This is a genomic window from Streptosporangium sp. NBC_01755 (assembly GCF_035917995.1).
Classification (GTDB): domain Bacteria; phylum Actinomycetota; class Actinomycetes; order Streptosporangiales; family Streptosporangiaceae; genus Streptosporangium.
This window is the reverse complement of the sequence record NZ_CP109131.1, coordinates 5,065,145-5,091,305: the sequence shown is the minus strand read 5'-3', so window position 1 is coordinate 5,091,305 and position 26,161 is coordinate 5,065,145. Positions and strand designations below refer to the sequence as shown.

Sequence of the window (26,161 nt, the reverse complement as noted above, 5' to 3'; positions counted from 1 at the left end):
CCGGGTCGCCGCTCAGCCGGGCAGGGGGCGGTAGCGGGCGCCGACGGCGCTTTGCAGTGTCTTCACGACGGTGCCGCGGGACTTGCGGGCCGCCAGCCAGTCGAGGAACCCGTTCAGGCGTTCGGGAGCCACCGAGTAGAGCCCGCAGCGGTCGCAGACGCGATGGAACACCAGCGGAACCAGGCCGCCACCGCCCTTCTCCGCGTTGAGGACCTGCTGTTTCATGTGTCGCAGCAGGGTGTCCTCACGGACGGAGCCGGGCGTGCGGATCTCGTAGCGGTCCCTCGGGCGCATGGTCTCGCTCGCCGGGCAGCCGGGGCACCCCCACTCCCTGAGCCCTCCGACCGAGCGGGCCGCGTCGTAGCCGCACCGCCTCGCCACCGCCTTGGCGTCGGCGTCGACCGCGCCGAACGGGTAGGCGAGGGTGGCCGGCCGGTACCCCCACGCCACCAGCCTGGAGCGGTCGTCGCAGATCTGCCCCTCCTGCTCGCTCCGGGTCAGCTCGGTGAGGCGGACGTGGGTCAGCGTGTGACCGCCGATCTCGTGGCCCTTCTCGGCTATCGCGGCGAGCCGGCGCCGGGTCAGCTTGAGCTCGCCGCCGATGGTGTCGGTGTTGACGTAGAACGTTCCACGCATGCCGTGTCTCTCCAGCATGCGGGCCACGGCCAGGTGTGTGGAGTCACCGTCGTCGAAGGTGAGCGAGACGACGGTCCCGGCCTTCTTCGAGGGTTTCGCGGTCTTCGCGTGAGCGACCGGTCCCGGCGCCATCGCGATGGCCAGCGCCGTGGAGAACACAGCCACCCGACGAAAGATCTTCACGGTGGGCTCTCCTTCCCGGAATAGCAAATAAAGCGTAAAAAAACACCATATAAGCCTATAGAGACCACCGAATTATCCGTTATCAAATCCCCAGGAACCCGATACCGACCCGGCATGGCACCGCCCGGTGAGTCTGCCGCAAAGAGCTTTGCGGCAGACTCACCGGGCGGTGCCGATCATCGAAGTCCCGGGGGCGTGTGCCGGGAAGGTTCACCCGGCCGGAGCGGCGGTCACCGCGCTACGGAGTCTCCTCGCCCTCCACCCGCATGACGCTCACCACGTCGCGGACGATGTCCAGCTCGCGCAGGCCCTCGATGGTGGCCGAGAGCGCGGCGTCGCCGGCCCGGTGGGTGACCAGCACGAGCTGGGCGTCCGCGCCGTGCCCCTCCTGACGAACGGTCTGGATGGAGACGTCCTGCTTGGCGAACATGTCGGCGACCCGGGCGAGCACACCGGGCTTGTCGGCGACGTCCAGCGAGACGTGGTAGCGCGTGACGGTCTCGCCCATCGGGTGCACGGTCAGGTCCGCGTAGGTGGACTCCTCCGGGCCCCGGGTGCCCGCCAGCACGTTGCGGGCCACCGCCACGATGTCGCCCAGCACCGCGCTCGCGGTCGGTGCGCCGCCGGCGCCCGCGCCGTAGAACATGAGCTGACCGGCGGACCGCGCCTCGACGAACACCGCGTTGTACGCCTCGCGGACCCCCGCCAGCGGGTGCGTCCTGGGGATCATGGCCGGATGGACCCGTACGCCGAACGACCTGCCGTCCTCCGAGCGGGCACAGATCGCCAGCAGCTTGATGACGTAGCCCATCGCCTTCGCGCTGGCCACGTCCGTCGCGGTGATCTCGGTGATGCCCTCGCGGTGCACGTCGGCGGCCGTCACCCGGCTGTGGAAGGCGATCCCGGCGAGGATCGCGGCCTTGGCCGCGGCGTCGAAACCCTCCACGTCGGCGGTGGGGTCCGCCTCGGCGTAGCCCAGCGCCTGGGCCTCCCCCAGCGCGTCGGAGAACGAGGCTCCACTGGAGTCCATCTTGTCGAGGATGTAGTTGGTGGTGCCGTTGACGATGCCGAGCACGCGATGGACGTGATCCCCGGCGAGCGACTCGCGCAGCGGGCGGACCAGCGGGATCGCACCCGCGACGGCCGCCTCGAAGTAGAGGTCGGCGTTGCCGGCCCTGGCCGCGGCGTGGATCGTCGCGCCGTCCTCGGCGAGCAGCGCCTTGTTGGCCGTGACGACGGACTTGCCGCTGTTCAGCGCGGCCAGGATGAGCGCCCTGGCCGGCTCGATTCCACCGATCACCTCGATGACGATGTCGATGTCGTCTCGGGCGACCAGGGCCTCGGCGTCGGTGGTGAGCAGGGCGGGGTCCACGTCGGCGTCCCGCCTGCGGCCCAGGCGCCGCACGGCGACCCCGGCCAGCTCCAGCGGTGCCCCGATACGGGCGGCGAGGTCGTCGGCCTGCTCGTGCAGGAGCCTGACCACCTGGGAGCCGACGACTCCGCATCCCAGAAGCGCGACTTTCAGCGCCATACGATCACGCTCCCCTCTCGCCCACGCCACGCACGGGTTTCTCGGCCGCTCCTGGTCGTTTCACAGCTGTCCTCTCAGCAGGTCGTCCTCGGTCTCCCGACGGACGATCACGCGGGACACCCCGTCCTTGACCGCGACCACGGCGGGCTTGGGGAGGTAGTTGTAGTTGTTGACGAGCGAGCGGCAGTAGGCGCCGGTGCCCGCGACGGCGATCAGGTCGCCGGTGGCCAGGTCGGCGGGGAGCCACAGGTCCCGCACGACGATGTCGCCGCTCTCGCAGTGCTTGCCGACCATACGGGAGAGCATCGGCTCGGCGGCGCTCTCCCTGGAGGCCAGGCGCGCGGTGTATTCGGCCCCGTAGAGGGCGGTGCGGAGGTTGTCGCTCATGCCGCCGTCGACGCTGACGTAGGTGCGCAGCCCCTCGACGTCCTTGATCGTGCCGACCTCGTAGAGCGTCACCCCCGCGCGTCCGGCGATGGCCCTGCCCGGTTCGACGGTGAGCTTGGGCACCGGCAGGCCGGCGCCCCTGGCCACCTTGCTGACGATCTCCCGAAGGCTGTCGGCGATCTCCTTGACGTCGGGTGCCGTGTCACCGTCGACGTACGGGATGCCGTAGCCGCCGCCGAGGTCGAGCTCGGGCAGCACGACGTCGTGCTCGTCCTTGATCTGCACCAGGAGCTTGGCCAGACGTGCCGCGGCCACCTCGAACCCGGCTGTGTCGGTGATCTGGGAGCCGATGTGGGAGTGCAGGCCGACGAGCTCCAGCTGGGGCAGGGCGAGGATCCGCCTGGCCGCCTCGGCCGCCGCGCCGGAGCTCAGCGAGAAGCCGAACTTCTGGTCGTCGTGGGCCGTCGCGATGAACTCGTGGGTGTGGGCCTCGACACCCACGGTGACCCGGATCATCACCCGAGGGCGCCTGCCGTGCTTGTCGGCGAGGAAGCCCAGGCGGGCGATCTCCTCGAAGGAGTCGGCCACGATGTGCCCGACACCGGTCTCGACGGCCCTCTCCAGCTCGGCGAGCGACTTGTTGTTGCCGTGCATGGTGATCCGCTCGGGCGGGAACCCGACGCTGAGCGCGACGGCGAGCTCGCCGGCGCTGCACACGTCGAGGCCGAGGCCCTCCTGCATGATCCAGCGGGCGACCTCGCGGCACAGGAACGCCTTGCCGGCGTAATGGACCTCGCCCCCGGAGAAGGCGCTCGCGTAGTCGCGGCAACGGGAGCGGAAATCCTCCTCGTCCACCACGTAGAGCGGGGTGCCGTGCTCGGCGACCAGGTCCCTGACGTCCACGCCGCCGACCGTGATCGAGCCGTCGGCGCGGCTCGACGTTCGCGGCCAGATGGTCGGGTCGAGCGTGTTCAGGTCGGCGGGTGCGTGCGGAGGGCGCTCCTCGGGCAGCACTTCGGCATGCCGGTCACCGGCGGGATGGGCGAATCGACTCACCCGATCGAGGCTATCGGACCCGGTGATCCCCCTGAGACGATTGCCCACCTATCGAGACGCGGCCACCCTCGAATACGCGAATTTTTTACGTTATTGACCACTTTCGCGACATATTTTAATGTCGCACCGCGATCTGATCTTCAGGAGACCTGCTCGGCGGGAGCGCCCCAGGTGTTGCAGGCCGCCACCGTGCCGCCCTCCTGGCCGTGCCGCATCCACTCGGCTCTGCTGGCGCCCGAGCCGTGCGACTGCCGGTAGGCCGCCTCCGTATCGTCCTCGGCGCCGGAATCGCGCCCGGCGAAGCCGCGCAGGCTCTTCAGCCGGCGTGGCGCGGCGATGCGCAGCGTCGCCGCCGCCAGGCAGTCCGCCTGGAGTTCGAGCCGCCGCGACCACGCCTCGTCGAAGGCCTCGGAACCGCCCTGGTCGGCGATCCCGCTGACCTCCTGAACGTGGTGGGCGTACTCGTGCGCGAGCGTGAACATCATCGGGAAGACCCGCTCGTCCTCGACCAGCACGTTGACGACGTGGGAGTCGGGACAGTAGACCCCGGCCCAGTCGTAGTCGTCGATCCCGCAGGCGGCCTCCTCGGAGGCGGCGATCAGCCGCACCTCCTCCGGCGCCGCGTAGTCGATGCCCGCCTTCGCCAGGGTGACCGCCCACATCCGGTCCAGGCACCCGGAGAGGGCCTTCAGCGACGCGCGGGCGTCGGCGTCGAGGTTTCGCGGGAGTGTGCCGCAGCGGGCGTCGATCGGCCCCGTCTCCTCGTAGAGGCGGTGCTTCGCCGCGACCGAACGGGGCGAGCCTGGCGCGGTTCCGAGGAGTTCACGCAGATCGTCGCCGAGGTAGACGAGCCCACCGGAGATCACCGCGAAGGCGAGCAGGGTCGGCAGCACCCGCCGGATCATCCCGGGGCGGCGCGGCTCGTACGCCTCCCAGTCGCGGGGACCGCCCATTCGCCTCTCCCCTGATCCCTTTGATCTTCTTTGAGAGGGTCTATCACAATCTGTCGGGGGCTGTCTCACCAAGCACGGCCAGCGCCTCGGCCAGCACGTCACGTACGGCCCGCGCCAGGCGCACGCGGGCGGCGTGCAGCTCCGACGGCTCCTCGTCACCGACGGGAAGCGCGGCGGCTCCCTCGAAGGCGTCGTGGTAGGCCAGGGCCAGGTGCTCGGCGTAGGCGGCCCACCCGGGATCCCGGCTCACCCGCCTGCCGGGCACCTCGGCCAGCGACCTGAGCACCGCCCTGTCCCTGCGGCCGTCGAGCAGCTCGGGCCTGAAGGCCCCGCCGACGCCCAGTTCCACCGCCCAGCGCTGCACGGCGACCGCCCGCGCGTGCGCGTACCTGACGACGAATCCGGGGTTGGCCCACGTCCTGGGGAGGTCGGCCCACGGGGATGTGCCCGTGACGGGCGGGACGCGCGCGCCGATCTCCGTGACGAGCTCGCCGGGCACGGACACCGCGATCTCCAGGAAGCCACCGGCCAGGACCCGGACGGCCGCGATCCCCGGCAGCGCGCGGAGCCACCCGGCCATCTGTTCGGGGGCCTCTCCCCGGCGCAGCGCGGCCGGGGAGACGTAGATCGCCTCCTCGGCCCACGTCCCCCTGGGGATCGGCGGCAGGCCGAGGACCTCGCCGAGCGCGCCGGGCGTCATCCCGGCAGCCTAGCCGTCCGCCGCCCACAGATCCCGTGCAGATCCCGTGCAGATCCCGCCCGGACGGCCCCGGCTCCCGCCGCCGCAGGGCCGGGGCCCGACTCCGGACCCTTGCCTGGCCCTTGCCTGGCCCTTCCCTGGCCCTTGCCGCTACCTGGCCCTTCCCAGGCCCTGACCGGCCCCTTGCCGCGCTCTCCCGCACCCTTCCCTGGCCCTTGCCGCGCCCTGACCAGGCGGACCGAGGATGTACGACGGTCAGATCAGGGCGTGCGGGTCGGCCGGGCCGTAGTCGACGAGCTGGGCCGAGCCGAGCAGCCAGCGGTCGCGGTCACGGAGGCAGACGTAGCCGAAGCGGTCGGCGGAGAAGACCTTGATCCCGTCCGCACGGCACTGGCGCATCAGCACCTCGGCCCAGTTCTCCGAGACGTCGGCGAAGCCGATGCCGCGCAGCACCGTGCGGCGGGCCAGCAGGGTGGCACCCGCGACATCGGGGAGGTAGGAGTACTCCGCCGAGGGCTGGCGCAACACCGTCGCCGCGACGTCGCGCAGGTGGGCGTAGTAGGCCGCCTTGCCGACGATGTCGGCGCTCGTGAACAGGAACGCCCGGCTGAGATCGGTCAGGTAGTGCTCTCCGTACCGGTCACGGGCGTCCATGACCGCCACCAGGTCGCCCTGGCACAGGTCGAGGGCGCGGTTGAGCATGCCGCCCGTGGTGAGTCCGGGGTCGGGGCGGCGTACCGTGACGTGCACCTGTTCGGGCAGCGCGGCGCGGGCCCGCGCCGCGGCGTCGGGAACGTCCGACAGCAGCACCAGCTGGACGACTCCCTTCTGCGGCGCGATCTGGGCCAGCGTGTGCTCCAGGTCGCCCCGGTCGATCATGATCACCGAGATGTTCAGGGTGGCCCGGCCGCTGGGCAGGCCGATCGCCTCCAGCAGGTCGTCGACCTTGTTGGTCATCGTGCCCGAGGCGTACGCCTGGCGGAGCGCCAGGTGAGCCCGGCGCGGGTCGGGATCGGTGCCGATGGAGGTTCCACAGGCGGCCAGCTCGGCCATCCGCCAGGGCTCCGTGCCCGGCGGGCAGTCGACCGCGACGGGCCAGCGGTAGGAGGTGAGCACGTCCGGATACGACAGATGCCCGGGGAGCAGCTCCTCCAGCGAGAGCACCCGCTCGAACCGATCCCCGACCAGTGGCAGCGGGTTGTGCACACGCGGCTGGATGGCGAAGGGCAGGATTCCCAGTGAGGGCGCCCGGCGGCCCGGCTCGGGCTCCTGGGCCGCCAGCGCGGCGCCCCAGGCCCTCACGGACTTGGGCAGCGCGGTCACGACGTGCTCGAACAGCCTGGCCGCGGCGGTGAAGTCGGCCGCCTCGCCCCCGGTGTGCCAGAAGACCGTGCGGATGCCCCGCTCCCCGCACCAGGACAGCAGGGCGCGCAGCCCCTGCCCCGGCCGGCGCAGCTCCTGCGCCCACGGCCCCTCGGTCACCGACTCGACCAGCAGCAGGTGCGGGACCTCTGCCGCCAGCACCCGGGCGAAGTCCTTCGGCGTGAAGCCGGTGCTCTGGCGCCACTCGTAGCGCAGCAGTGCCTCGCCGTGCGGTGAGGAGATCACGGCGGCGGTCAGGTGCGGGCGGGTGTTCGGCCCGGTCGGGACGCGGAACGGCTTGAGCTTGACCGACCTGCCGCCGACGGTTCTGACCGAGCTGGTGGCCTGGAAGGACGCCCCGGGCACCGGCGCCTTGTCACCGCTCTTGCGCGGCACCGGCTGGCGCTTGGGAGCGGTCGGGCGTTTGGCGGGCTTGGCCGCCCCGCGCAGGCCCCGCGCCAGCCGCACCGGGTTGCTCTTGCCGGTCTTGATCGCGTCGCCGAGCCGGGACCAGCGGGCCACCTGCACCGAGGAGAGCTTCCACCTGGCCACCTCGGCCTGGTAACGCTGCTCCGCCAGGTCCCTGCGGAGCTTCTCCTCGGCCGCGTTCGCGGCCTCCAGCCGCTCCTCGGTCTCGCTGAGAAGTTCTCGCACCCCGCGCAGTTCCTCGGCCACCCGCTCCGCGTCAGCGATCTTGGCCTGTGCCGCGTCAAGCAGCCGGGCCAGCTCGGAGGCCCGTTCCGCGTGAGCCACCGCCTCCCGTAACGCCTGCCGTGTGCTTTCGAGTTGGTCGCCCGCCACGCCGTCCTCCGTTTCCTCAGCCGGGCGAAAGGATACCCTTTGCTCAATCGCGACACAGAGGAGTCAGCACGGTGCAGTGGCCGACGTTCAATGTGAGGCCGTACGTCTGCGGCGGCATCGGACACCTCGACGAGGCCGTCCTGGAGACGCTGCGCGGGGCGGGGCCGCGGGTCAGACCCGCCGTCCAGGACCAGGGCGCGGCCTTGTTCAGTTCCTCCCCGCTGCCGCCCTATCAGCGGGACGAGCACACCTGGGCCTTCGCCTGGGGGGAGCGCAAGCCCGGTGGGGCGGCGCCGTGGATCACCGTGGCCGAGACCTACGAGACGCCCGGCCTGATCGACGACGGCGAGCGGATCACCCTGCACGCCGGTGGCCTCGGCCTCGTGGACGTCTACTACCTGTTCCGCGGCGGGGCCCTCTACTTCTCCTCGCTGCTCGAACCGTTGCTCTCCCTGGCGCGCACCCCGTACGAGATCAACTGGGACGCCTGGGCCTCGATCATCCAGCTGACCTTCCCGCTGCGCGACGACACCCCGTACACGCAGGTGAAGCGGCTGGCCGGGGCGAGCGCGATGGTCTTCGACCGGGCGTCGGGCCGGATCTCCGTCGAGCGGATGCTGCCCCGGTGGCTGCGCGAGGAGCCGTACGAGGCGGGCAGGTCCGCCGGGGAGATCCTGGAGATCCTGCACGAGGTCTACAAGGAGCTCGACGGGCGCCCGCTGCTCGTACCGGTCAGCGGCGGCTACGACTCGCGGCTGCTCTGCTCGGTGGCGGTGGCGCGCGGCGCCGACGTGGAGTCGTGGACGACCAGCCCCGACGACGGCACCGACACCGACATCGTCTTCGCCAAGGCGATAACCCGCGAGCTGGGCGTGCGCCATCGGGTGATCCCCCAGGACGCCGCCGCCTACCCCGACGACGCGCTGGCCGCGGCGCGGCGGCTGGAGTTCCTCACCCCGCACCACGCCTGGTACACCCCTTTCGCCCGCGAGGTGCACGGGGCGGGGCGGACCCTGGTCGACGGGCTGGCCGGAGGGCCGCTGCTGAAGAACTTCATGGTCAGCGGGGCCGCGCTGGAGGCCTCCACGCAGGCCGAGCGCAAGGCCGCGCTGCTCGGCTCGCTGGCGCTGGGCTCCCCCTCCACGCCCTTCCTGTCCGAGCGGGCCGAGGAGTGGATCACCGACAGCGTCGGGCACGCCTTCACCCAGTCGACCTCCATGCTCAACGGTCACCGGGCGGAGTTGCCGCTGTCGGTCCTGCACACCAGGACGGCGCGGGGCATCGCCCGCTCCCCGGTCAACCTGGTCGGCCCCGAGGTCTCGTTCACGGCGCCGTTCATGCACCCCGACTTCTTCGACGCGGCGCTCTCCGTGGGGGTGAACCGCAAGGACCAGGGGCGTTTCTACCGCGAGCTGCTGTACGCGGCCGACCCGCGCGTGGCCGCGCTGCCCTCCACCAACGTGGTCAAGCAGCCGCTGGTGCGGGTCCCGCTCCGCTCGGCCGCCGCACCCGCCAGGGAGTACGGCCACCGGATGCTCACCCTCGTCGCCGACGCCGTGCCCTCGCTGCTGTCCGAGCGGTTCCACGCCGTGATCGCCGAGGGCCCCGACGGCCTGACCCGGTTCAACGGCTGGAACGACCGCTTCTGGGTACGCGGCCTGGTGCTGTTCGGCGCCTGGCTCGGCGACTACCGGGACCGCCTCCCCGACCTCACCCCGCCCTGGGACTGACCTCCCGACGCCGTCCACCCGCCGGGTCCGTACCACACGGCCCGGCTGAGCCTTCCCGCGCCCCCGGAATCGGATTCCGCCCCCTCGCAGAAGACTGAAACGCGTCCCCGTCCGGCGACGCGCGCGCCTGCCGGGTCCGCGGACATAAGCCGAGGTCACCCCCTTGGGGCGTGTCATGTTTCGCGCAGGAAAACGGTGAGCGACGCGGCGATTACGCGGGCACGGCGCGATGCGCGCCGCGATTCCGTGGGGCGGGGGCGGCGTACCACGCCAAGGGGGCTTCGAGAGGTTCGGTCGGCTGGTAGTGTTCGGCCCAGAAAGCGCCACAACGGATGGCTCCGAATCACAAATTCGGCCCATCCAAGGCCATGGAGCTCGTGGGGATGACGGCTCCCGGCGGCGCGGTCACCAAACATCATCAGCCGGAGCTTCCGGTGACTTCGTCCTGCCCTTTATCACCGTGAGCGAGAACACGATGAATCCATCCCCCCTCCCCTCCCCTTCCCCGGAGTCAGTGGCCGAGGACTTCGTCTCGGCCGACCCCCGGTGGTACAAGCGCGCGGTCTTCTACGAGGTGCTGGTCCGCGGGTTCAAGGACTCCAACGGCGACGGCACGGGTGATCTGCGCGGCCTCATCGAGAAGCTGGACTACGTCCAGTGGCTCGGCGTCGACTGCCTGTGGCTGCTTCCGCTGTACGAGTCTCCCCTGCGTGACGGCGGTTACGACATCTCCGACTACATGAAGATCCTGCCGGACTTCGGCGATCTCGGAGACTTCGTGGAGCTGATCGAGTCGGCGCACCGGCGGGGCCTGCGCATCATCACCGACCTGGTGATGAACCACACCAGCGACAAGCACCCCTGGTTCCAGGCGTCCCGGCACGACCCCGAGGGCCCGTACGGCGACTTCTACGTCTGGTCCGATCATCCGACCGGGTATCCCGACGCGCCGATCATCTTCGTCGGCGCCGAGGAGTCCAACTGGACCTATGACCCGGTCCGCAAGCAGTACTACTGGCACCGCTTCTTCCACCACCAGCCGGATCTGAACTACGAGAACCCGGCGGTCCAGGAGGCCATGCTGGAGGTCCTGCGTTTCTGGCTGGACCTGGGCATCGACGGCTTCCGTCTCGACGCGGTGCCCTACCTCTTCGAGCGCGAGGGCACCGACTGCTCCGGCCTGCCGGAGACCCACGCCTACCTGAAGAAGGTCCGCGCCGAGGTCGACCGCCTCTACCCCGACCGGGTGCTGCTGGCCGAGGCCAACGGCTGGCCCGAGGACGTGGTCGAGTACTTCGGCGATCCCGCGGCCGGCGGCGACGAGTGCCACATGGCCTTCCACTTCCCGCTCATGCCGCGCATCTTCATGGGCGTGCGGCGGGGCAGCCGCGAGCCGATCTCCGAGATCATGTCGCGGACCCCGAAGCTCCCCGAGAGCGGCCAGTGGGGCATCTTCCTCCGTAACCACGACGAGCTGACGCTTGAGACGGTCACCGAGGAGGAGCGCGACTACATGCACGCCGAGTATGCCAAGGACCCGCGCATGCGAGCCTACCTCGGCATCCGGCGCCGCCTCGCCCCGCTGCTGGAGAACGACCGCGACCAGATCGAGCTGTTCACCGCACTGCTGCTCTCGCTGCCCGGCTCCCCGGTCATGTACTACGGCGACGAGATCGGCATGGGTGACAACATCTGGCTGGAGGACCGCGACGCGGTCCGCACCCCGATGCAGTGGAGCCCCGACCGCAACGCGGGCTTCTCCACGGCCGATCCCGGACGCCTCTACCTGCCCGCCGTGATGGACCCGATCTACGGCTACCAGGCGGTCAACGTGGAGGCGCAGCAGCGGAACCCCGCCTCGCTGCTCCACTTCACCAGGAACATGCTGGCGATCCGCCGGGAACACCCGGTCTTCGGCACCGGCGTCTACAACGAGCTGTGGTCCAGCAACCCGGCGGTGCTCAGCTTCGTCCGTGAGGACGGGGACGATCTGATGCTCTGCGTCAACAACCTGTCGAAGTATCCGCAGCCGGTCGAGCTCGACCTGTGCCGCTTCGCGGGGATGACCCCCGTCGAGGCCAGGGGCGGGGTGCACTTCCCCTCGGTGGGCACCCTGCCCTACCTGCTGACCCTGCCGGGTCACGGCTTCTACTGGTTCTCGCTCAAAGCCTGAGAACGACTCCGAGACAGCCCCGGGACGCGTGTCCCGGGGCTATCTCGCCGTTACCGGGACCTGGGCGCGGGCGGCGCGGGCCGCCGGGATCAGCGTCACCAGCAGGGCGGAGCCGACCGCGACGAGCATCGCGACGGCGAGCGTCAGGGCCGAGGGCGTACGGCCGATGCCGGCGCCGACGCCGCTGGTGTGGCCCTGCAGGTCGATCAGCCCGCCGACCAGCGAGGCCCCGGCCGCGGTGCCCGCGACCACGCCCAGCACGATCAGCAGGCCGGTCCCGGTGACCAGGGTGGCGGCCACCTGTCTGGGCGTGAGGCCCATGGCCTTGAGCACCGCGAGATCGAAGGCGTGGTCGCGCAGGCCCAGGGCAGCGGCCGTGAGGAGGTTGGCCAGGCCCAGCAGGGCGAGCACGCCGATCAGCGCCACGATCACCACCCGGATGATCGCCAGCCGCTCCGCCGGGTTGACCACCCGGTGCACCTCAAGGGCCTCTCCCGAGGCGGCCAGCAGCCGAGCCCGTACCTCGGCCGGGTCCGCGCCCGGCCTGAGCACCAGGCTGTAGAACTGCGGCGGTACCGCGTCCTTGGCCGCGAGGCTGTCGATGCCGAAGGAGAGCACCTCCCCGTCCTGGTCCGGCTCCACCACCCGGCCCACCAGGTGCACGATCAGCGGGGTGCCGCCCACGGTCAGCCGGACCCGGTCGCCGATCTTCACACCCAGCAGGTCGAGCAGCCCCTGCCCGGCGACCGCCTCTCCCCTGGCGGCGTACATCCTGCCCTCGACCACCGAGAAGGGGTACGGCTCGGTCGAGGTGCCTGCGGCGCGGGCCAGCACGCTCCTGGTCTGCTCGGGCTCCAGGGCGAGCACCTCGGCGCCGGGATAGGCGGCCAGCACCTCGGGGTCGGCCCTGGCGATCTTCAGGGCGTCGCCGGCCGGGAGCTTGTCCGGGCGCACCGTGAGCGCCGCCGCCTGGCCGACCTGCTCGGGGCGGCGCAGGAAGTCGTCCAGGGTGGCCCAGCAGCCGAGCCCAATGGTGATCATCATCATCGGGATCGCGACGCCGAAGATGCTCAGGAACGCCGGGACGCGCCGGGTGAAGGCGTCGCGGGTGCCCAGGACCAGGGCGGGCGGCAGTCGCAGCAGAAGCGCCAGCCTCGCCAGCCTCGACAGGTGCCCCCGGGGCGGCGCCGCAGGGGCCGCGGGGATGGGAGGGGTGCGCCCGCCGCGCCAGGCCGGCAGGGCCACCGCCACGCAGACCACCACGGCGGTGCCACCGGCTATGGCGAGCAGCGGGACCGGCGAGAGCGGCAGGATCGGCACCCCGTCCAGGACGAACGAGGCGGCGACCTGACCGCAGAGGAGTCCGATGACGATGCCGAGCAGCCCGAGCGCGCCGTGCTCGGCCATGAGCACCGCGAAGACCTGGCCCCGGGTGTAGCCGAGGGACTTGAGGGTGGCGATGTCGCGGGTCTGGGCCAGCACCCGGCCGCCCACCGCGTTGGCGATGGCGAGCGCGGCGGCCACCAGCCCGGTGATGCCGAACAGCGCGAGCAGCAGGCCGAGCAGCCGGTTGTCCAGCTCCATCGAGGCCCGGACCTCGCGCCAGGTGGACATCCGCTGGATCTTCCCCTCCAGGAGGGTGACGGCACCGTGGGCGGCGGGCAGCGTGGCCTCGCCGTCGGCCAGGCGCAGCCCGGTGACCGACTCGCTGCGGCCCAGCGCGGGCTCGACCCGCGCCAGGACGAGCCCGAGCGTCCAGGCCAGGCCGGGCGTCCACTCGGGGTAGAAGCCCTGGTCGGCGCTGTCGGCCAGGCCGACCACGATGAGCGGGTGGGTGGCGCCGTTGAGCCCCGTCACCGGGAAGGGGCCGCCCACCCTCAGGTCGAGCGCCCTGGCGAAGGAGCGCTCGACGACCACTCCGTCGGTGTCGCCGGGGCGGAGCGGGCGCCCCTCCCGGATCAGGGGGACCGCGACCCTCGGCGGCGTCGCGGACATCTCGCGCAGCGCCACCGGCGACTTCTTCCCGTCCAGGGTGAGCGTGACCGGGGCCGACCGGTAGGGGCCGGCCACCTGGACCACGCCGGGGAGTCTCGACAGCGCGGCCACCTCGGGGGCGTCCCTGGTGTGTATCCACACGTGCGCTCCCCTGGACTCGGCGAACAGGCCGCGCCACGGGTTGGTGCCGTCCTCAAGCAGGGTCGCGGAGGTGATCAGCGCCGTGACGATCCCGGCCACGGCCAGCACCGTCAGCAGCGCCTGTGCCCTGCGCGCCCGCAGGTCGGCCCGGATCCACCGGTAGGAGGCGCGGACGGTGCTCATCGCGACGCGCCGGCCGGGGAGGCCGCGAACCCGGCGGGCCGCGAGAGCGCGGGCCGGACGGTCCCCGCGGGCAGGATCCGGGGAGAGGGGGGGCGCATCGGTCAGCCTCTCAGTTCGACGACGTCGCCCGCGCTGCCCTTGGGACGGCGGCGGACCAGGCCGGCGCCGCCGTCGTCGACGACCTGACCGTCCAGGAGGGAGACCACCCGGTCGGCCAGGCTCGCCACTCGGGCGTCGTGGGTGACCATGATGACGGTCTGGCCCTCGCGGTGGACCTCGCCGAGCAGGCGCAGGACGTCGCGGGTGTTGCGGCTGTCGAGGTTGCCCGTGGGCTCGTCCGCGAGCAGCAGGCTCGGCTTGTTGGCCAGCGCGCGGGCCAGCGCGACCCGCTGCTGCTCGCCTCCGGCGAGCTGGGCGGGCGCGGCGTCGGCGCGAGCGGTCAGGCCGAGCTCGCCGAGAAGGTACTCGCGGCGCCGGCGGGCCTCGCGCGCGCTGACCCCGGCCAGCAGCGCGGGCAGCTCGACGTTGTCGGCCACGGTCATGTTGGCGACGAGGTTGAAGAACTGGAAGACGAAGCCGATCTTCCGGCGGCGGAGCAGCGCCCAGGCGCTCTCGTTCAGCGTGTCGGCCCGCTGCCCGTCGAGCCAGATCTCGCCGCTGGTCCTGGCCTCAAGACCGCCGATCATGTGGACCAGCGTGGATTTGCCCGACCCGGACGGCCCCATGACCGCCACGAACTCCCCCGCGCTCACCCGCAGGTCGACCCCCCGCACGGCGGGCACCGGCACCCCGCCGTCCTGGTAGATCTTGACAAGGTTGACTGTGTCGACCACGGGAGAAATCAACTCAGGTCCTCCTGGCAGCGTTCGAGCCAGTCGAGGTCGGCCTGGAGGTGCAGCATGGCCCCCTCGACCAGCAGGAGCGCGACCCGATTGCCCGGATCGGTCTGCTGCGCGAGTTCGTTGAGGTCACGCATGAGTCCGAGGTAGTGACGGCGCTGGCGGTTGATCATCGCCATCCTGTCGGCGATGCCGGTCATCGGGGCCAGCACGAGTTTCATGAAGAACTCGTCCCGGACCCGGGGCCCCTCGGTGGGCTCGTCCACCCACGTGTCGAGGATCTCGCGGCCCGCGGCCGTCAGGTAGTAGACCTTCTTGTTCGGCCGGTTGGACTGCTCGACGTCCACGGCGCGCACCAGACCGTCCTTCTCCAGACGGCCGAGCGTAACGTAGATCTGCCCGATGTTCGGTGAAGGGTAGGCGCTACCGAAGATCTGTTCAAGCGCCTGTTTGAGCTCGTAGCCGTGGGCAGGTTCCTTCGCGAGGAGCGCCAGCAGCATCAGCCGCACGCCCCACCTCCTCGGAAAGCTCGTTACGTGAGCGTTACGTGTTCATCCGTTGACGATGATGTTATCGCTATGCATAACATGCATGCATCTACCTAACGCGTATGTAAACAGCTGGAAATCAGGAGGAAACGGTGCGCCGACTCATCCCCATCGCGCTCGCCGTGCTTCTCCTGGCGGGGTGCTCGGCTGCCGGCACGCGGGAGACCGAGCGGTTCGGTGGAACCGGCCCGTTCACCCTCGTCATCGGCCGCGACACGACGGCGTACCTGCAACCGCTGCTGGACCGGTGGAACCAGACACATCCCCAGGAGCGGGTGAGCCTGCTCGAACTCCCCGAGGCGGCCGACGAGCAGCGCGCCCAGATGGTCGCCAACCTGCAGGCCAAGAGCGACCGCTACGACGTGCTGGCACTGGACGTGGTCCGGACCGCGGAGTTCGCCGATGCCGGCTGGATCCTGCCACTGGAGCGCACGATGTTCCCGCTCGACCGGTTCCTACCGCCGGTCGTCGACACGGCGGTCTACCAGGGCAAGCTCTGGGCCGTGCCGTACACCAGCAACGCGGGGCTGCTCTACTACCGCAAGGACCTGCTGGCCAAGCAGGGTTTCAAACCGCCGAAGACCTGGGAGGAACTCCGCACGCAGGCGCGCACCCTGCACGAGAGGTACGACATCGGCGGCTACGCGGGCCAGTTCCTGGCCTACGAGGGCCTGACCGTCAACTTCACCGAGGCCGTGCAGTCGGCGGGCGGGCAGATCCTCAGCCCGGACGGCACCGAGGTGACCATGGACGTGGCCAAGGCGAAGGCCGGCCTGGACTTCCTGGTGGACGGGTTCCGGGAGGGGTGGATCCCGCCCGAGTCGCTCTCCTTCAAGGAGGAGGAGTCGCGGCTGGCCTTCCAGGAGGGCAGGCTGGCCTTCGCCCGCAACTGGCCGCACGCGTACGGGCCGGCCACCCTCTCGTCCATCGCCGACAGGTTCGGGGTCACCAGGCTTCCCGGGCTGAGCGGCCCGGGAACCGGCTCGCTGGGCGGCTACAACCTCGCGGTGAGCGCCTTCTCCAAGCGGCAGAAGTCGGCCGTCGAGTTCATCCGCTACTTCACCGGCCTGGAGAACCAGCGGCGGGTACTCACCGACGGCTCGTTCCCGCCCGTGTGGGCCGAGCTGTACGACGACCCCGCCCTGATCAAGCGTTTCCCCTACCTGCCGGTCCTGAAGCAGAGCATCCTCTCCGCCCGCCCCAGGCCCGCCAGCGCCAACTACAACCAGCTGAGCCTGGTGATCGCCAGCGCGGTCTCCAACGCGCTCACCCCGCCCTTCGAGGAGGCCGGCGACGACGTTGTCGCCTCCATGAAAGGCCAGCTCGTCGAGATCATCCGGGCTCCTTGACGCCGGGGCGCCCCCCCTGGCAGGAGCCGTCATCCCATCTCGGCCGCTCGCACGTCCCCATCCATCCCCCTATGCCAAAGCCTCGACATCTCAGGAGGTCTGTTCAGCATGCGCAAGACCATTGCCACAGTGACGACGGCGGGGCTCGCCCTGGCACTCGCCGCGTGCGGGGGCGAGTCGCCCGCCCCGGCACCGGCCGCGAGCGGCAGCGCGTCCGCACCCGCCGCCAAGACCCTCGAAGGGGTGTCCATCGAGGTCGCCGCCAAGTGGACCGGCCCCGAGCAGACCAACTTCCAGGAAGTGCTCAAGGCGTTCGAGGCGAAGACCGGCGCCAAGGTCACCTACGCCTCCACCGGCGAGGACACCGGCGCCTACCTCGGTCCCCGCATCCAGGGCGGCAACCCACCGGACATCGCGATCCTGCCCCAGCCGGGCCTGGTCAAGCAGTACGCGGACCAGAAGGCGCTCAAGCCGCTCACCGCCGAGGTCCTGAAGCAGATCGACGACAACTACACCCCGTACTGGAAGGAGCTCGGCTCCGCGGGCGGCCAGTCCTACGGCGTGCTGGTGAAGGCGGCTCACAAGTCGCTCATCTGGTACCGCGACCAGGCGTTCCAGGACGCGGGGGCGCAGCCTCCGGCCACCTGGGACGACCTGATCAAGACCGCCCAGACGATCGCCGACTCCGGCACCCCGCCGTTCTCCCTCTGCGGCGCCTCCGGCTGGACGCTGACCGACCTGTTCGAGAACGTCTACCTGTCCAGCGCGGGCCCGGAGAACTACACCAAGCTCTCCAACCACGAGATCCCGTGGACCGACCCCAGCGTGACCACCGCGCTGGAGAAGATCGGGCAGCTCGTCGGTAAAAAGGAGTTCCTGCTCGGCGGCTCCTCCGGCGCCCTGCAGACCGACTTCCCGACCTGCGTGACCCAGGTCTACGGCCAGGACAAGTCCGCCATGGTCATCGAGGCCGACTTCGTGGGCACCACCGCCGAGGAGTCGGGCGCCAAGCTGGGCGAGGAGGCCAAGTACTTCCCGTTCCCGAAGGCCGGTGACACCGAGCCGGTCGTGCTGGGCGGCGACATCGCGGTGGCGCTGAAGGACTCCGAGGGCGCGATGGCCCTGCTGGAGTTCCTCGCCTCCGCCGAGGGCGGCGAGGTCTGGGCGAAGCTTCCCGGCTACCTCTCGCCCAACCGCAACGTCTCGCCCGACAACTACCCCGCCGAGCTGACCAAGCAGCTCGCCCAGACGATCATCTCCGCCGGCGACGCGGTCCGCTACGACATGTCCGACCTGGCGCCGAGCGCCTTCGGCGGCACGGACGGCAAGGGTCAGTGGAAGCTCCTGCAGGACTTCGTCCGCGACCCCTCGGACGTCAAGGGCATCCAGGAGAAGCTCGAAGCCGAGGCCAAGAAAGCCTGGAAGTAAGGGAGAGAGGCCGTGACCGACCGGTTAGACGGCCCGCAGGGCCCGCACGGCGACGCCGCCGGCGGGTCCTCCCCCGGACCGAACGACACCCGGCGACCGGCGCCCGACGCCGGCGCCGGGGTCCGCACACCCCAACCCGCCGCTCCCGCCGGCCAGGCGCCGAAGCCCTCCGGCCCCTCCTGGACCATCGCGTCGGCGAAAAGGGCCACCCGGCTGGGACCGCCGCCGAGCATGGCGATCTGGTTCCTGCTGCCGGGGGCGCTCCTGCTCGGCGTGATGGTGATCTACCCGATCATCTACTCGATCTTCCGCAGCCTCTACGACGCCAACGGCGACGGTTTCGTCGGCGTGGGGAACTACGCCACGATCTTCAGCGACTCCGCCACCCTGGTCACGATCAGGAACAACCTGATCTGGGTGGTGGTGGCCCCGCTCCTGGTCACCGTGATGGGCCTGATCTTCGCGGTGCTCACCGAGCGGATCCGCTGGGCCACGGCTTTCAAGCTGATCGTGTTCATGCCGATGGCCGTCTCCCTGATGGCCTCGGGCGTCATCTTCCGCCTGGTGTACGAGCAGGACCCCGACCGGGGCGTGGCCAACGCCGTGATCACCTCGGTGACCGGCCTCTTCGGCTCCGATCAGGGCTACCCGGACGCCCGTCCCAGGGAGAACGACCAGGCACCGGTCATCGCCGCGCAGGGCGCGGTGCTGAGCAGGCAGGCCGCCGCTCCCGGACAGGCGGTGCTCGTCCCGCTGGTCGGCGTGAAGCCGGACTCCCTCGCCTCGGCCGCGTCGGCGAAGGCGGCCCAGCCGGGTCCCGGCGAACTGGCCGGGACGGTGTGGGTGGACTTCACCCAGGGCGGCGGCGGAGCGGTCAACCGGGTGGATCCGACGGAGAAGGGGCTGGTCGGGGTGACCGTGGAGGCGGTGCGGGACGGTGCCGTCAAGGCCACCGCCCGCACCGAGGCCGACGGCACCTTCCGCTTCACCGGCCTCGCTCCCGGTGACTACCAGGTGCGGCTGCCGCAGTCGAACTTCCAGGCGGCCTTCAACGGGATCCCCTGGCTGGGACCGGCCCTGATCACCCCGGCGATCATCGGGGCGTTCATCTGGGTCTGGGCCGGGTTCTCCATGGTGCTGATCGCGGCGGGCCTGTCGGCCATCCCGCGCGACGCGCTGGAGGCGGCCCGCATCGACGGCGCCACCGAGTGGCAGGTGTTCCGCAAGATCACCGTCCCGCTGCTCGCCCCGGTGCTGCTCGTCGTGTTCGTCACGATGATCATCAACACGTTGAAGGTCTTCGACCTGGTCTTCGTCATCGCGCCAGGATCGGTGCAGCCGCAGGCCAACGTGATCGCGCTGGAGATGTGGCGGGTCTCCTTCGGTGGCGGAGGCAACCAGGGACTGGGCAGCGCGCTCTCCATCTTCCTGCTGATCCTCGTGCTGCCCTTCATGATTCTCAACATCCGCCGGTTCAGGAGGGACAACCAGTGACCACCTCCACCCTCGGCGCTCCACCGCGCAGCGCGGCGGGCCGCGTCGTCGACCGGATCGGCGGCGGCCTGGTCCAGGCAGTGCTGGTGCTGATCGGCATCTTCTGGCTGGTCCCGACCCTCGGGCTGTTCGTGGTCTCGCTCCGTGAGGAGACGGCCAACAACTCCACCGGCTGGTGGACCGCTCTTGTCAAACCCGCCGAGTTCACCCTCAAGAGCTACACCGACCTGCTGGCGAGCGGGTTCACCGCGTCGTTCTGGAACACCGTGTTCATCACGGTGCCCGCGACGCTCCTGGTGATCGGCATCGCGGCCATGGCGGCGTACGCGTTCGCCTGGATGGAGTTTCCCGGCAGGGACGCGCTCTTCCTCGTGGTGGTCGGCCTGCTGGTGGTGCCGATCCAGATCGCGCTGATCCCGATCGCGAAGCTCTACGGCACGGTCGGCATCTTCGGCTCCATCGCGGGCGTGGTCCTGTTCCACGTCGCCTTCGGGCTTCCGTTCGCCATCTTCCTGCTCCGCAACTTCTTCGCGGGTATCCCCCGCTCGCTGCTTGAGGCGGCGCGCATGGACGGCGCCGGCGAGTGGAAGATCTTCTCGACCGTGGTGTTCCCGCTGGCCAAGCCCGCGGTCGCCTCGCTCGGCATCTTCCAGTTCCTCTGGGTCTGGAACGACCTGCTCGTCGCCCTGGTCTTCGCCAACACCGAGAACCAGCCGATGACCAAGGCGCTGCAATCCCAGATGCGGCAATTCGGGACCAACGTGGACATTCTTGCGCCAGGCGCTTTCCTGTCGCTGATCATCCCGTTGATCCTCTTCTTCGCCTTCCAGAGGTATTTCGTCCAGGGGATGATGGCCGGCTCGGTGAAGTAGAAACAGGGGCAGGCCCGGTGCGGCGCGCGCTGATTTCCGGCACGCGCCGTACCGGGCCTAAAACATCGATAGGGTCCTGCACATGGCCGCACGTCCCTTGAACGAAGTTGTGGAAGCCGGGTGGGCCAAGGCCCTGGAACCCGTCGCCGAGAAGATCGCCGAGATGGGCGAGTTCCTCCGGAGGGAAGTGGCGGAGGGCAGGCAGTACCTTCCGTCCGGGGCCGATGTGCTCCGCGCCTTCCAGCAGCCCTTTGACCAGGTCAAGGTGCTGATCGTGGGGCAGGATCCGTACCCCACGCCGGGTCATCCCATCGGTCTGAGCTTCTCCGTCGCCGCGGACGTACGCCCGATCCCGGCCAGCCTGCGCAACATCTACAAGGAGCTCACCGAGGATCTCGGACTGCCGATGCCGGGCAACGGCGACCTGACCCCCTGGACCGAACAGGGCGTGCTCCTGCTCAACCGGGTGCTCACCGTCATGCCGGGCAAGCCCGCCTCGCACCGGGGCAAGGGCTGGGAGGAGGTCACCGAGCAGGCCATCAAGGCCCTCGTCGCGCGCGAGCAGCCGATGGTGGCGATCCTGTGGGGGCGTGACGCCCGTAACCTGCGCCCGATGCTCGGCAAGGTCCCGGCCATCGAGTCGGCCCACCCCAGCCCCCTGTCGGCCCGCAGCGGCTTCTTCGGCTCCCGCCCGTTCAGCAAGACGAACGAGCTTCTCCAGCAGCAGGGCGCGCTCCCCGTGGAGTGGAAGCTCCCCTAGCCCGTCCCGCGGATCCTACGGCGAGGAGCAGCAGGCAAAAGATCCAACGGACAGGTCCCAGGCCCTGTCCGACCCTAACCAGGCACTAGGATTTCCACCATGAGTGATGAATCGGGCACCGAACGCTATCTGCGTCTGACTGTTGAGCTGACCGTGGAGGTGCAGGACATCGCCTCCCTGCAGGCCGCCGCGTTGAAGGAGATCAACCACCCTGACGCCGATTTGGACGACGACGAGCGCAAGGAGCAGGCCGAACTGGTCTCGGCCGACGAGACCGGCGCCACGGCGCTGCAGTGGCTGATCGAGCCGGATCACGTCCTGGGGTTGATCGAGCACGTCGAGCAGATCGAGCCCCGCGAGGCCGTGCTGGGCGTCGAGCCCTCCGACGGCCCCTCGGATGAGGACGAGGACGAGGACCACGAGCACGCCGGTCACGACCACCGGCACTGAGAGCGCCCCCGTAACCCCGCCGGTGGGCGGCCTTTCCGGCCGGAAAGGCCGCCCACCGGCGGGGTTTTCGGTACCGGAGCACTCAACTTCAGTTCACGGAGACGAGCGGCGCGGGGTAGCCGGGGAGGCCCGAGGGCAGTTTCCACGGCTCGTGGATCACCCGCTTCGGCAGGGCGGCGAGCTCGGGGACGTAGCGGCGGACGTACTCGCCGTCCGGGTCGTACCTCTTGGCCTGCCGGATGTGGTTGACGGGCCGGTTGGGCCGGGTGTCGTTGCCGGTCCCCGCGACCCACTGCCAGTTGCCGTAGTTGTTGGCCACGTCGCCGTCGAGCAGCCGCTCGAAGAAGTGGTCGGCCCCGACACGCCAGTCGATACGTCTCGTGTCCGGGCTCGGGTAGCCTGCCGGGGCTCAGGGCCCCGGGGACACGGACCATGCCGGGCGCCTTGAGCACCTCCCGGCGTGGTCGCCGGCTCCAGGCCCGCCAGTAGGGGGTGAAGACCCGGTAGTGGTCACCGCCGCCCGACGGCCTGAGCGCGTCCGGCGGCACGACCGTCAGGCCGGGAAAGGCGCGGAACTCCACCCCCGCGCGCTCGCACTCCGCCGCCAGGCGCCGTTGCCTGCGGTGCGCGAGGGCGCTGACGTCCATGGCGGCGTGGACCGCCCCGGCCCCCGACTCCCTCGCCAGGCGTATCGTCTCCGCGACCGGATCACCCCTGCGCACGACCAGCTCACCGCCCCGCTCACGGAGCGATCCGCGCAGGTCGGCGAGGCATTCGGCGAGAAATCCCAGACGGTTGCCAGCAGGTATGTCGGGGTCGATGACGAAGAGTGGTATGACATGGCGTGCGCGCTCGCACGCAGCGGCGAGCGCCGGGTGGTCGTGCACCCGGAGGTCGCGGCTGAACAAAACGATCACAGTATCGGTCACGTTTTCCTTTCGCCGGGTCACGCTCCGCCGGTTGCATCCGCCGGGGGCTCGGAACTCGAAGGAATGTCCAGGGAGCGACCGCTCATGTCGCCTGTCACGCTGGTAGGGCAGTAGCGGGCTTGAAATGGGATGATGGAAAAGCAGCGACAGGTGACCGCTGATGAGGAGCCGGGATACGGCATCGGCGCCGTCTCACGACGCCTCGGCGTGCCCGCCCCCACGCTGCGGACCTGGAACCTACGCTACGGCGTGGGCCCGAGCCGCCGGAGCCCCGGGGGGCATCGACGCTACGACACCCGCGACCTGTGGCGCCTGGAGGAGATGAACCGGCTCATCAGGAGCGGAGTTCCCCCCGCCGACGCGGCACGGGAGGTCCTGCGGGTCGAGGCCGTCCCATCGGCGGTTCCGGAGGTGCGCACCGAGGAGATCCCCTCCCCCCTGGCGGAGCGGCCCGGCATCCCCACGGCGGCGATGCTGGCGCGGGCGGCCATGACGCTGGACAGCCGAACCGTCTACGACTGGATGGAGGCGTCGCTGGCCAGGAACGGCGTACCGTGGACCTGGGAGCGGCTGGTGATGCCGGTCTTCGAGACGATCTGCGACCGCCAGGCCGAGAGCGGCGCGAGCGTCGAGATCGAGCACCTGTTCTCCGACCGGCTGCTGGCGGCGCTGATCCGGCTCACCGCACGCCCCGCCCGGCCGGTCAACACTCGCCCCGTGCTGCTCGCCTGCGCCGAGGACGAGCAGCACAGCCTGCCGATCTACGCACTGGCCGCCACGCTGACCACCGACCATCGGGTGGAGACCCGGGTGCTGGGCGCCAGGACCCCGTACCCGGCGCTGGCGGACGCGATGCGCCGGCTGGGCCCCTCGGTGGTCTTCGTCTGGTCCCAGCTGCCCGCCACCGGTGACCCTGCCCCTCTCGCGTCGCTGCCCGTGCTCCGTCCGCCGAGCCTGGTCGTCGCGGGCGGTATGGGCTGGCGGGAGGGGCTGCCGACATCGGTCCGCCACGTCACGTCGTTCCAGGACGCGCTCACCCGCGTCCTCACCGCCCTGGCCTAGGCACGGCCTTTACCTGCGGGCCGGATCCCCCTTCTCCCTCCCATTGATCGGCGTGCCACCGTGCCCTGCTTGCGATCATGTCGACCGGCCAGGTATGAATAGGTTTTGAATAAGTTTTCTCGGTGAGCGGAGGCGTCATGACGGACACCCTGAACATCCGGTTCGCCGAGGGCGACGATGCGGCCCTGGCCGAGTGCTTCCGCGCCCACGGTTCCCTCATCCGCTCCTACCTTCGGCGATTCGTACCGCAGCAGGAGATCGAGGACCTTCAGCAGGTCGTGTTCGCCGAGGTCTGGCGGTCACGGCACCGCTTCGACCCGGCCCGCAGCCTCCCCGCCTGGATGCTCGGCATCGCGCACAAGCGCGCGGTCGACCGGCTTCGGATGCGCACCCTGCCTACGGTGCCGCTGGACGTGGTGGCGGATCCGGCCGGCGACGACGGCAGGGTCGACGGCGACGGCATGGCCGAGCGCGACCAGGTGCGCCGGGCGCTGGCCAAGCTGCCCGAGTCACAGCGCCAGGCGATCGAACTGGCCTACTACGGCGACCTGACCCAGCGGGAGATCGCCGAGAGGTTGAGCGTCCCGCTCGGCACGGTCAAGGCCCGTACCGCCCGCGGTCTGCGCCGCCTGTCCGACATCCTCACCCCGGCCGCGGCGTGAACGGCTGTCATGGAGCGGATCTTCGCCCACCTCCGGCTCCGCGCGCTGCTGGAGAGCGACCGGCGACCCCGGGACCCGGTGTCCTTCCACACCCGGCACAGGATGCGGCGGCCGGCCCACACCACCCCGTGGCCTACCGGCGGGCGGGGCGGGTGGTGGCTCAGACGGGCGCCAGGTGACCGTCTGAGCCTCCGGCCACCGCGGTGGTCAGCCGGGCGGATCCAGTCTCACCACCGCGAGAGAGCGGGCGGGCAGGGACAGCTCCTCTCCCCGCACCGTCGCCGACGGGTCAGAGGCGAGCAGGATGTGGCCGGGCGCGAACCGTCCTGGCCCGAGCCTGACGGTGAGCGGGACCGGACCGAGGTTGGCCGCCACCCTGAGCCCTCCCCGATGGACGACCAGCCAGGACTCGCCGTGGTCGACCCGGACCCGATCCAGCCTCGGGTCCGTCAGCTCGGGATGCGCCCGGCGCAGCGCGATCAGGGCCCGGTACCAGTCGAGGTGGGCCCGGTGGGCGTCGTCGTCCAGCTCGCTCCAGTCGAGCTTGGAGCGCAGGAACGTCAGCTCCTCGCCGGGGTCGGGGGCCTTCTCCGCCCAGTCGTCGTAGCCGAAGCCGACGAACTCCCGTCGCCGCCGGTCGGCCTCGCCCTCACGCAGCTGCGGCTCGACGTGATCTGTGAAGAACAGGAACGGCGTGCGCGCCCCCCACTCCTCCCCCATGAACAGCATGGGGGTGAACGGCGAGGTCAGCAGGAGCCCGGCGGCCAGCCGGAGCACCCCGGGCGCCAGCCGGTCGCCCTCCGCGCGGTTGCCGATCTGGTCGTGGTTCTGCGCGCAGCAGACGAAGCGGTAGCCGGGCAGGTGGGCCGCAGACCGGCCGTGGGATCGCCCCCGAAAGGACGAGTAGGTCCCGTCGTGGTAGTAGGCGCGGGTCAACACCTTGGGCAGTGCCCCGTAGAAGTCGTCGTAGTAGCCGTGCCGCTCCCCGCTCACCGCCACGTGCAGGGCGTGGTGCACGTCGTCATTCCAGGCAGCCGCCAGGCCGTACCCTCCGGCCTCGCGGGGGGACATCAGCCGGGGGTCGTTGAGGTCGGACTCGGCGATGAGCGTCAGCGGCCTGCCCACCGCCGCCGACAGCGCCTCCGTCTCGGCGGCCATCTCCTCCAGCAGGTGAACGGCCCGGTCGTCGTGCAGGGCGTGCACGGCGTCCAGTCTCAGGCCGTCGATGTGGTAGTCGCGCAGCCACTGCATCGCGTTGCCGACGAAGTAGGCACGCACCTCGTCGGAGCCGGGGCCGTCCAGGTTGACCGCCTGCCCCCAGAAGGAGGAGGCACTGGAGTGGAAGTAGGGGCCGAAGGGGGCGAGAAAGTTACCCGAGGGGCCGAGGTGGTTGTAGACGACGTCGAGGATCACACCGAGCCCACGCCGATGGCAGGCGTCCACGAGGCGCTTGAGCCCGTCAGGGCCGCCGTAGTTGTCGGTGACGGCCCACAGGTCCACGCCGTCGTAGCCCCAGTTGCGCCCGCCGGGCACCGGCGGTACCGGCATGATCTCCACGAAGTCGACGCCGAGCTCCACCAGGTGTTCCAGCTTGCCGATCGCCGCGTCGAAGGTGCCCTCGGGGGTGAAGGTGCCGATGTGCAGCTCGTAGACGACCGAGCCCGGCAGGTCACGCCCCCGCCACAGGGCGTCGCCCCACTCGAAGCGGTCGTGGTCGTAGACCCGGCTCGGGCCGAAGATCCCCTCCGGCTGCCAGCGGGTACGGGGATCGGGCAGCGCCTCGCCCCCGTCCAGCCGGAACCGGTAGTCGGTGCCGTGCCCGGCCCCGGGCACCTCCGCGAACCACCAGCCGCCGCCCGCGGACGACATCGGGTGGCGAACCTCGCCGATCTCCACGTCCACCGTCGTCGCCCGCGGTGCCCAGACCTCGAACATGG

At 70.6% G+C, this 26,161-nt stretch carries 21 protein-coding genes and 1 pseudogene; 10 read left to right on the top strand and 12 right to left on the bottom strand.

All coding sequences use genetic code 11. The annotated features are described in order from the left end of the window. Nucleotides 1–12 precede the first annotated feature (12 nt). The 6 genes from OG884_RS24255 to OG884_RS24230 form a co-directional block, all read right to left on the bottom strand. Complete coding sequence (locus OG884_RS24255) at nt 13–819, bottom strand: polysaccharide deacetylase family protein (RefSeq protein WP_326636471.1); 807 nt, start codon at nt 817–819, stop codon at nt 13–15. Nucleotides 820–1,057: 238 nt separating this feature from the next. Then, the gene (locus OG884_RS24250; RefSeq protein ID WP_326636470.1) at nt 1,058–2,350 is read right to left on the bottom strand and encodes a homoserine dehydrogenase; all 1,293 of its coding nucleotides are present in this window, start codon (nt 2,348–2,350) and stop codon (nt 1,058–1,060) included. A 60-nt stretch (nt 2,351–2,410) separates the two neighbouring features. Beyond that, entirely contained in the window at nt 2,411–3,793 is a 1,383-nt protein-coding gene (gene lysA, locus OG884_RS24245) for a diaminopimelate decarboxylase (protein WP_326636468.1), read from the bottom strand. A gap of 140 nt (nt 3,794–3,933) precedes the next feature. Next, a complete protein-coding gene (locus OG884_RS24240; RefSeq protein ID WP_326636466.1) occupies nt 3,934–4,746 on the bottom strand; it encodes a neutral zinc metallopeptidase in 813 nt (270 codons plus the stop codon). 43 nt (nt 4,747–4,789) lie between these two features. After that, the gene (locus OG884_RS24235) at nt 4,790–5,446 is read right to left on the bottom strand and encodes a DALR anticodon-binding domain-containing protein (protein ID WP_326636464.1); all 657 of its coding nucleotides are present in this window, start codon (nt 5,444–5,446) and stop codon (nt 4,790–4,792) included. 255 nt (nt 5,447–5,701) lie between these two features. Then, entirely contained in the window at nt 5,702–7,609 is a 1,908-nt protein-coding gene (locus OG884_RS24230) for a glycosyltransferase (RefSeq protein WP_326636462.1), read from the bottom strand. 71 nt (nt 7,610–7,680) lie between these two features. On the opposite strand from OG884_RS24230, the gene OG884_RS24225 reads away from it, so the two are divergent. After that, complete coding sequence (locus OG884_RS24225) at nt 7,681–9,339, top strand: asparagine synthetase B family protein (RefSeq protein ID WP_326636460.1); 1,659 nt, start codon at nt 7,681–7,683, stop codon at nt 9,337–9,339. A gap of 475 nt (nt 9,340–9,814) precedes the next feature. Next, nucleotides 9,815–11,512, top strand: coding sequence for a maltose alpha-D-glucosyltransferase (gene treS / locus OG884_RS24220; RefSeq protein WP_326646981.1), 1,698 nt, complete (start codon nt 9,815–9,817; stop codon nt 11,510–11,512). Between the two features lie 39 nt (nt 11,513–11,551). Here treS and OG884_RS24215 read toward each other — a convergent pair whose 3' ends face one another. The 3 genes from OG884_RS24215 to OG884_RS24205 all read right to left on the bottom strand — a co-directional run bounded on the left by OG884_RS24215 (nt 11,552) and on the right by OG884_RS24205 (nt 15,170). Next, nucleotides 11,552–13,831, bottom strand: a complete 2,280-nt coding sequence (locus tag OG884_RS24215) for an ABC transporter permease (protein ID WP_326636458.1) — start codon at nt 13,829–13,831, stop codon at nt 11,552–11,554. A gap of 101 nt (nt 13,832–13,932) precedes the next feature. Further along, nucleotides 13,933–14,673, bottom strand: coding sequence for an ABC transporter ATP-binding protein (locus tag OG884_RS24210; RefSeq protein WP_442811740.1), 741 nt, complete (start codon nt 14,671–14,673; stop codon nt 13,933–13,935). After that, complete coding sequence (locus OG884_RS24205; protein WP_326646980.1) at nt 14,673–15,170, bottom strand: PadR family transcriptional regulator; 498 nt, start codon at nt 15,168–15,170, stop codon at nt 14,673–14,675. The genes OG884_RS24210 and OG884_RS24205 overlap by 1 nt, the downstream gene beginning before the upstream one ends. A gap of 140 nt (nt 15,171–15,310) precedes the next feature. Between OG884_RS24205 and OG884_RS24200 the strand changes: the two genes are divergently transcribed. The 6 genes from OG884_RS24200 (at nt 15,311) to OG884_RS24175 (ending at nt 21,571) form a co-directional block, all read left to right on the top strand. After that, entirely contained in the window at nt 15,311–16,567 is a 1,257-nt protein-coding gene (locus OG884_RS24200) for an ABC transporter substrate-binding protein (RefSeq protein WP_326636454.1), read from the top strand. A 108-nt stretch (nt 16,568–16,675) separates the two neighbouring features. Next, nucleotides 16,676–17,995 (top strand): ABC transporter substrate-binding protein, encoded by a 1,320-nt coding sequence (locus tag OG884_RS24195; RefSeq protein WP_326636452.1) that lies wholly within the window; start codon nt 16,676–16,678, stop codon nt 17,993–17,995. 12 nt (nt 17,996–18,007) lie between these two features. Then, nucleotides 18,008–19,489: an ABC transporter permease subunit gene (locus OG884_RS24190; protein WP_326636450.1), complete on the top strand. Its 1,482-nt coding sequence runs from the start codon at nt 18,008–18,010 to the stop codon at nt 19,487–19,489. Beyond that, entirely contained in the window at nt 19,486–20,361 is an 876-nt protein-coding gene (locus OG884_RS24185) for a carbohydrate ABC transporter permease (RefSeq protein ID WP_326636448.1), read from the top strand. Before OG884_RS24190 ends, OG884_RS24185 begins: the two co-directional genes overlap by 4 nt. 82 nt (nt 20,362–20,443) lie before the next feature. After that, nucleotides 20,444–21,121 (top strand): uracil-DNA glycosylase, encoded by a 678-nt coding sequence (locus tag OG884_RS24180; RefSeq protein WP_326636447.1) that lies wholly within the window; start codon nt 20,444–20,446, stop codon nt 21,119–21,121. A gap of 99 nt (nt 21,122–21,220) precedes the next feature. After that, entirely contained in the window at nt 21,221–21,571 is a 351-nt protein-coding gene (locus OG884_RS24175) for a hypothetical protein (RefSeq protein WP_326636445.1), read from the top strand. Nucleotides 21,572–21,659: 88 nt separating this feature from the next. On the opposite strand, the gene OG884_RS37600 is transcribed toward OG884_RS24175, so the two are convergent. Continuing rightward, on the bottom strand, nt 21,660–21,890 hold the full coding sequence (locus OG884_RS37600) for an FAD-binding domain-containing protein (RefSeq protein WP_442811513.1): 231 nt from the start codon (nt 21,888–21,890) through the stop codon (nt 21,660–21,662). 199 nt (nt 21,891–22,089) lie between these two features. After that, nucleotides 22,090–22,458 (bottom strand): annotated as a pseudogene (locus tag OG884_RS37595) (deoxyribodipyrimidine photo-lyase); the annotation flags it as partial. A 192-nt stretch (nt 22,459–22,650) separates the two neighbouring features. Between OG884_RS37595 and OG884_RS24165 the strand changes: the two are divergent. Together OG884_RS24165 and OG884_RS24160 are read left to right on the top strand one after the other, a co-directional pair. Then, nucleotides 22,651–23,562 (top strand): MerR family transcriptional regulator, encoded by a 912-nt coding sequence (locus OG884_RS24165; protein WP_326636443.1) that lies wholly within the window; start codon nt 22,651–22,653, stop codon nt 23,560–23,562. Nucleotides 23,563–23,699: 137 nt separating this feature from the next. Beyond that, nucleotides 23,700–24,224 carry a sigma-70 family RNA polymerase sigma factor gene (locus OG884_RS24160; RefSeq protein WP_326636441.1) on the top strand — a complete coding sequence of 175 codons (525 nt, stop codon included), beginning with the start codon at nt 23,700–23,702 and terminating at the stop codon, nt 24,222–24,224. Between the two features lie 207 nt (nt 24,225–24,431). Here the strand turns inward: OG884_RS24160 and treZ are convergent, their stop codons facing one another. Continuing rightward, nucleotides 24,432–26,159, bottom strand: a complete 1,728-nt coding sequence (gene treZ / locus OG884_RS24155; RefSeq protein ID WP_326636439.1) for a malto-oligosyltrehalose trehalohydrolase — start codon at nt 26,157–26,159, stop codon at nt 24,432–24,434. Nucleotides 26,160–26,161 lie beyond the last annotated feature (2 nt).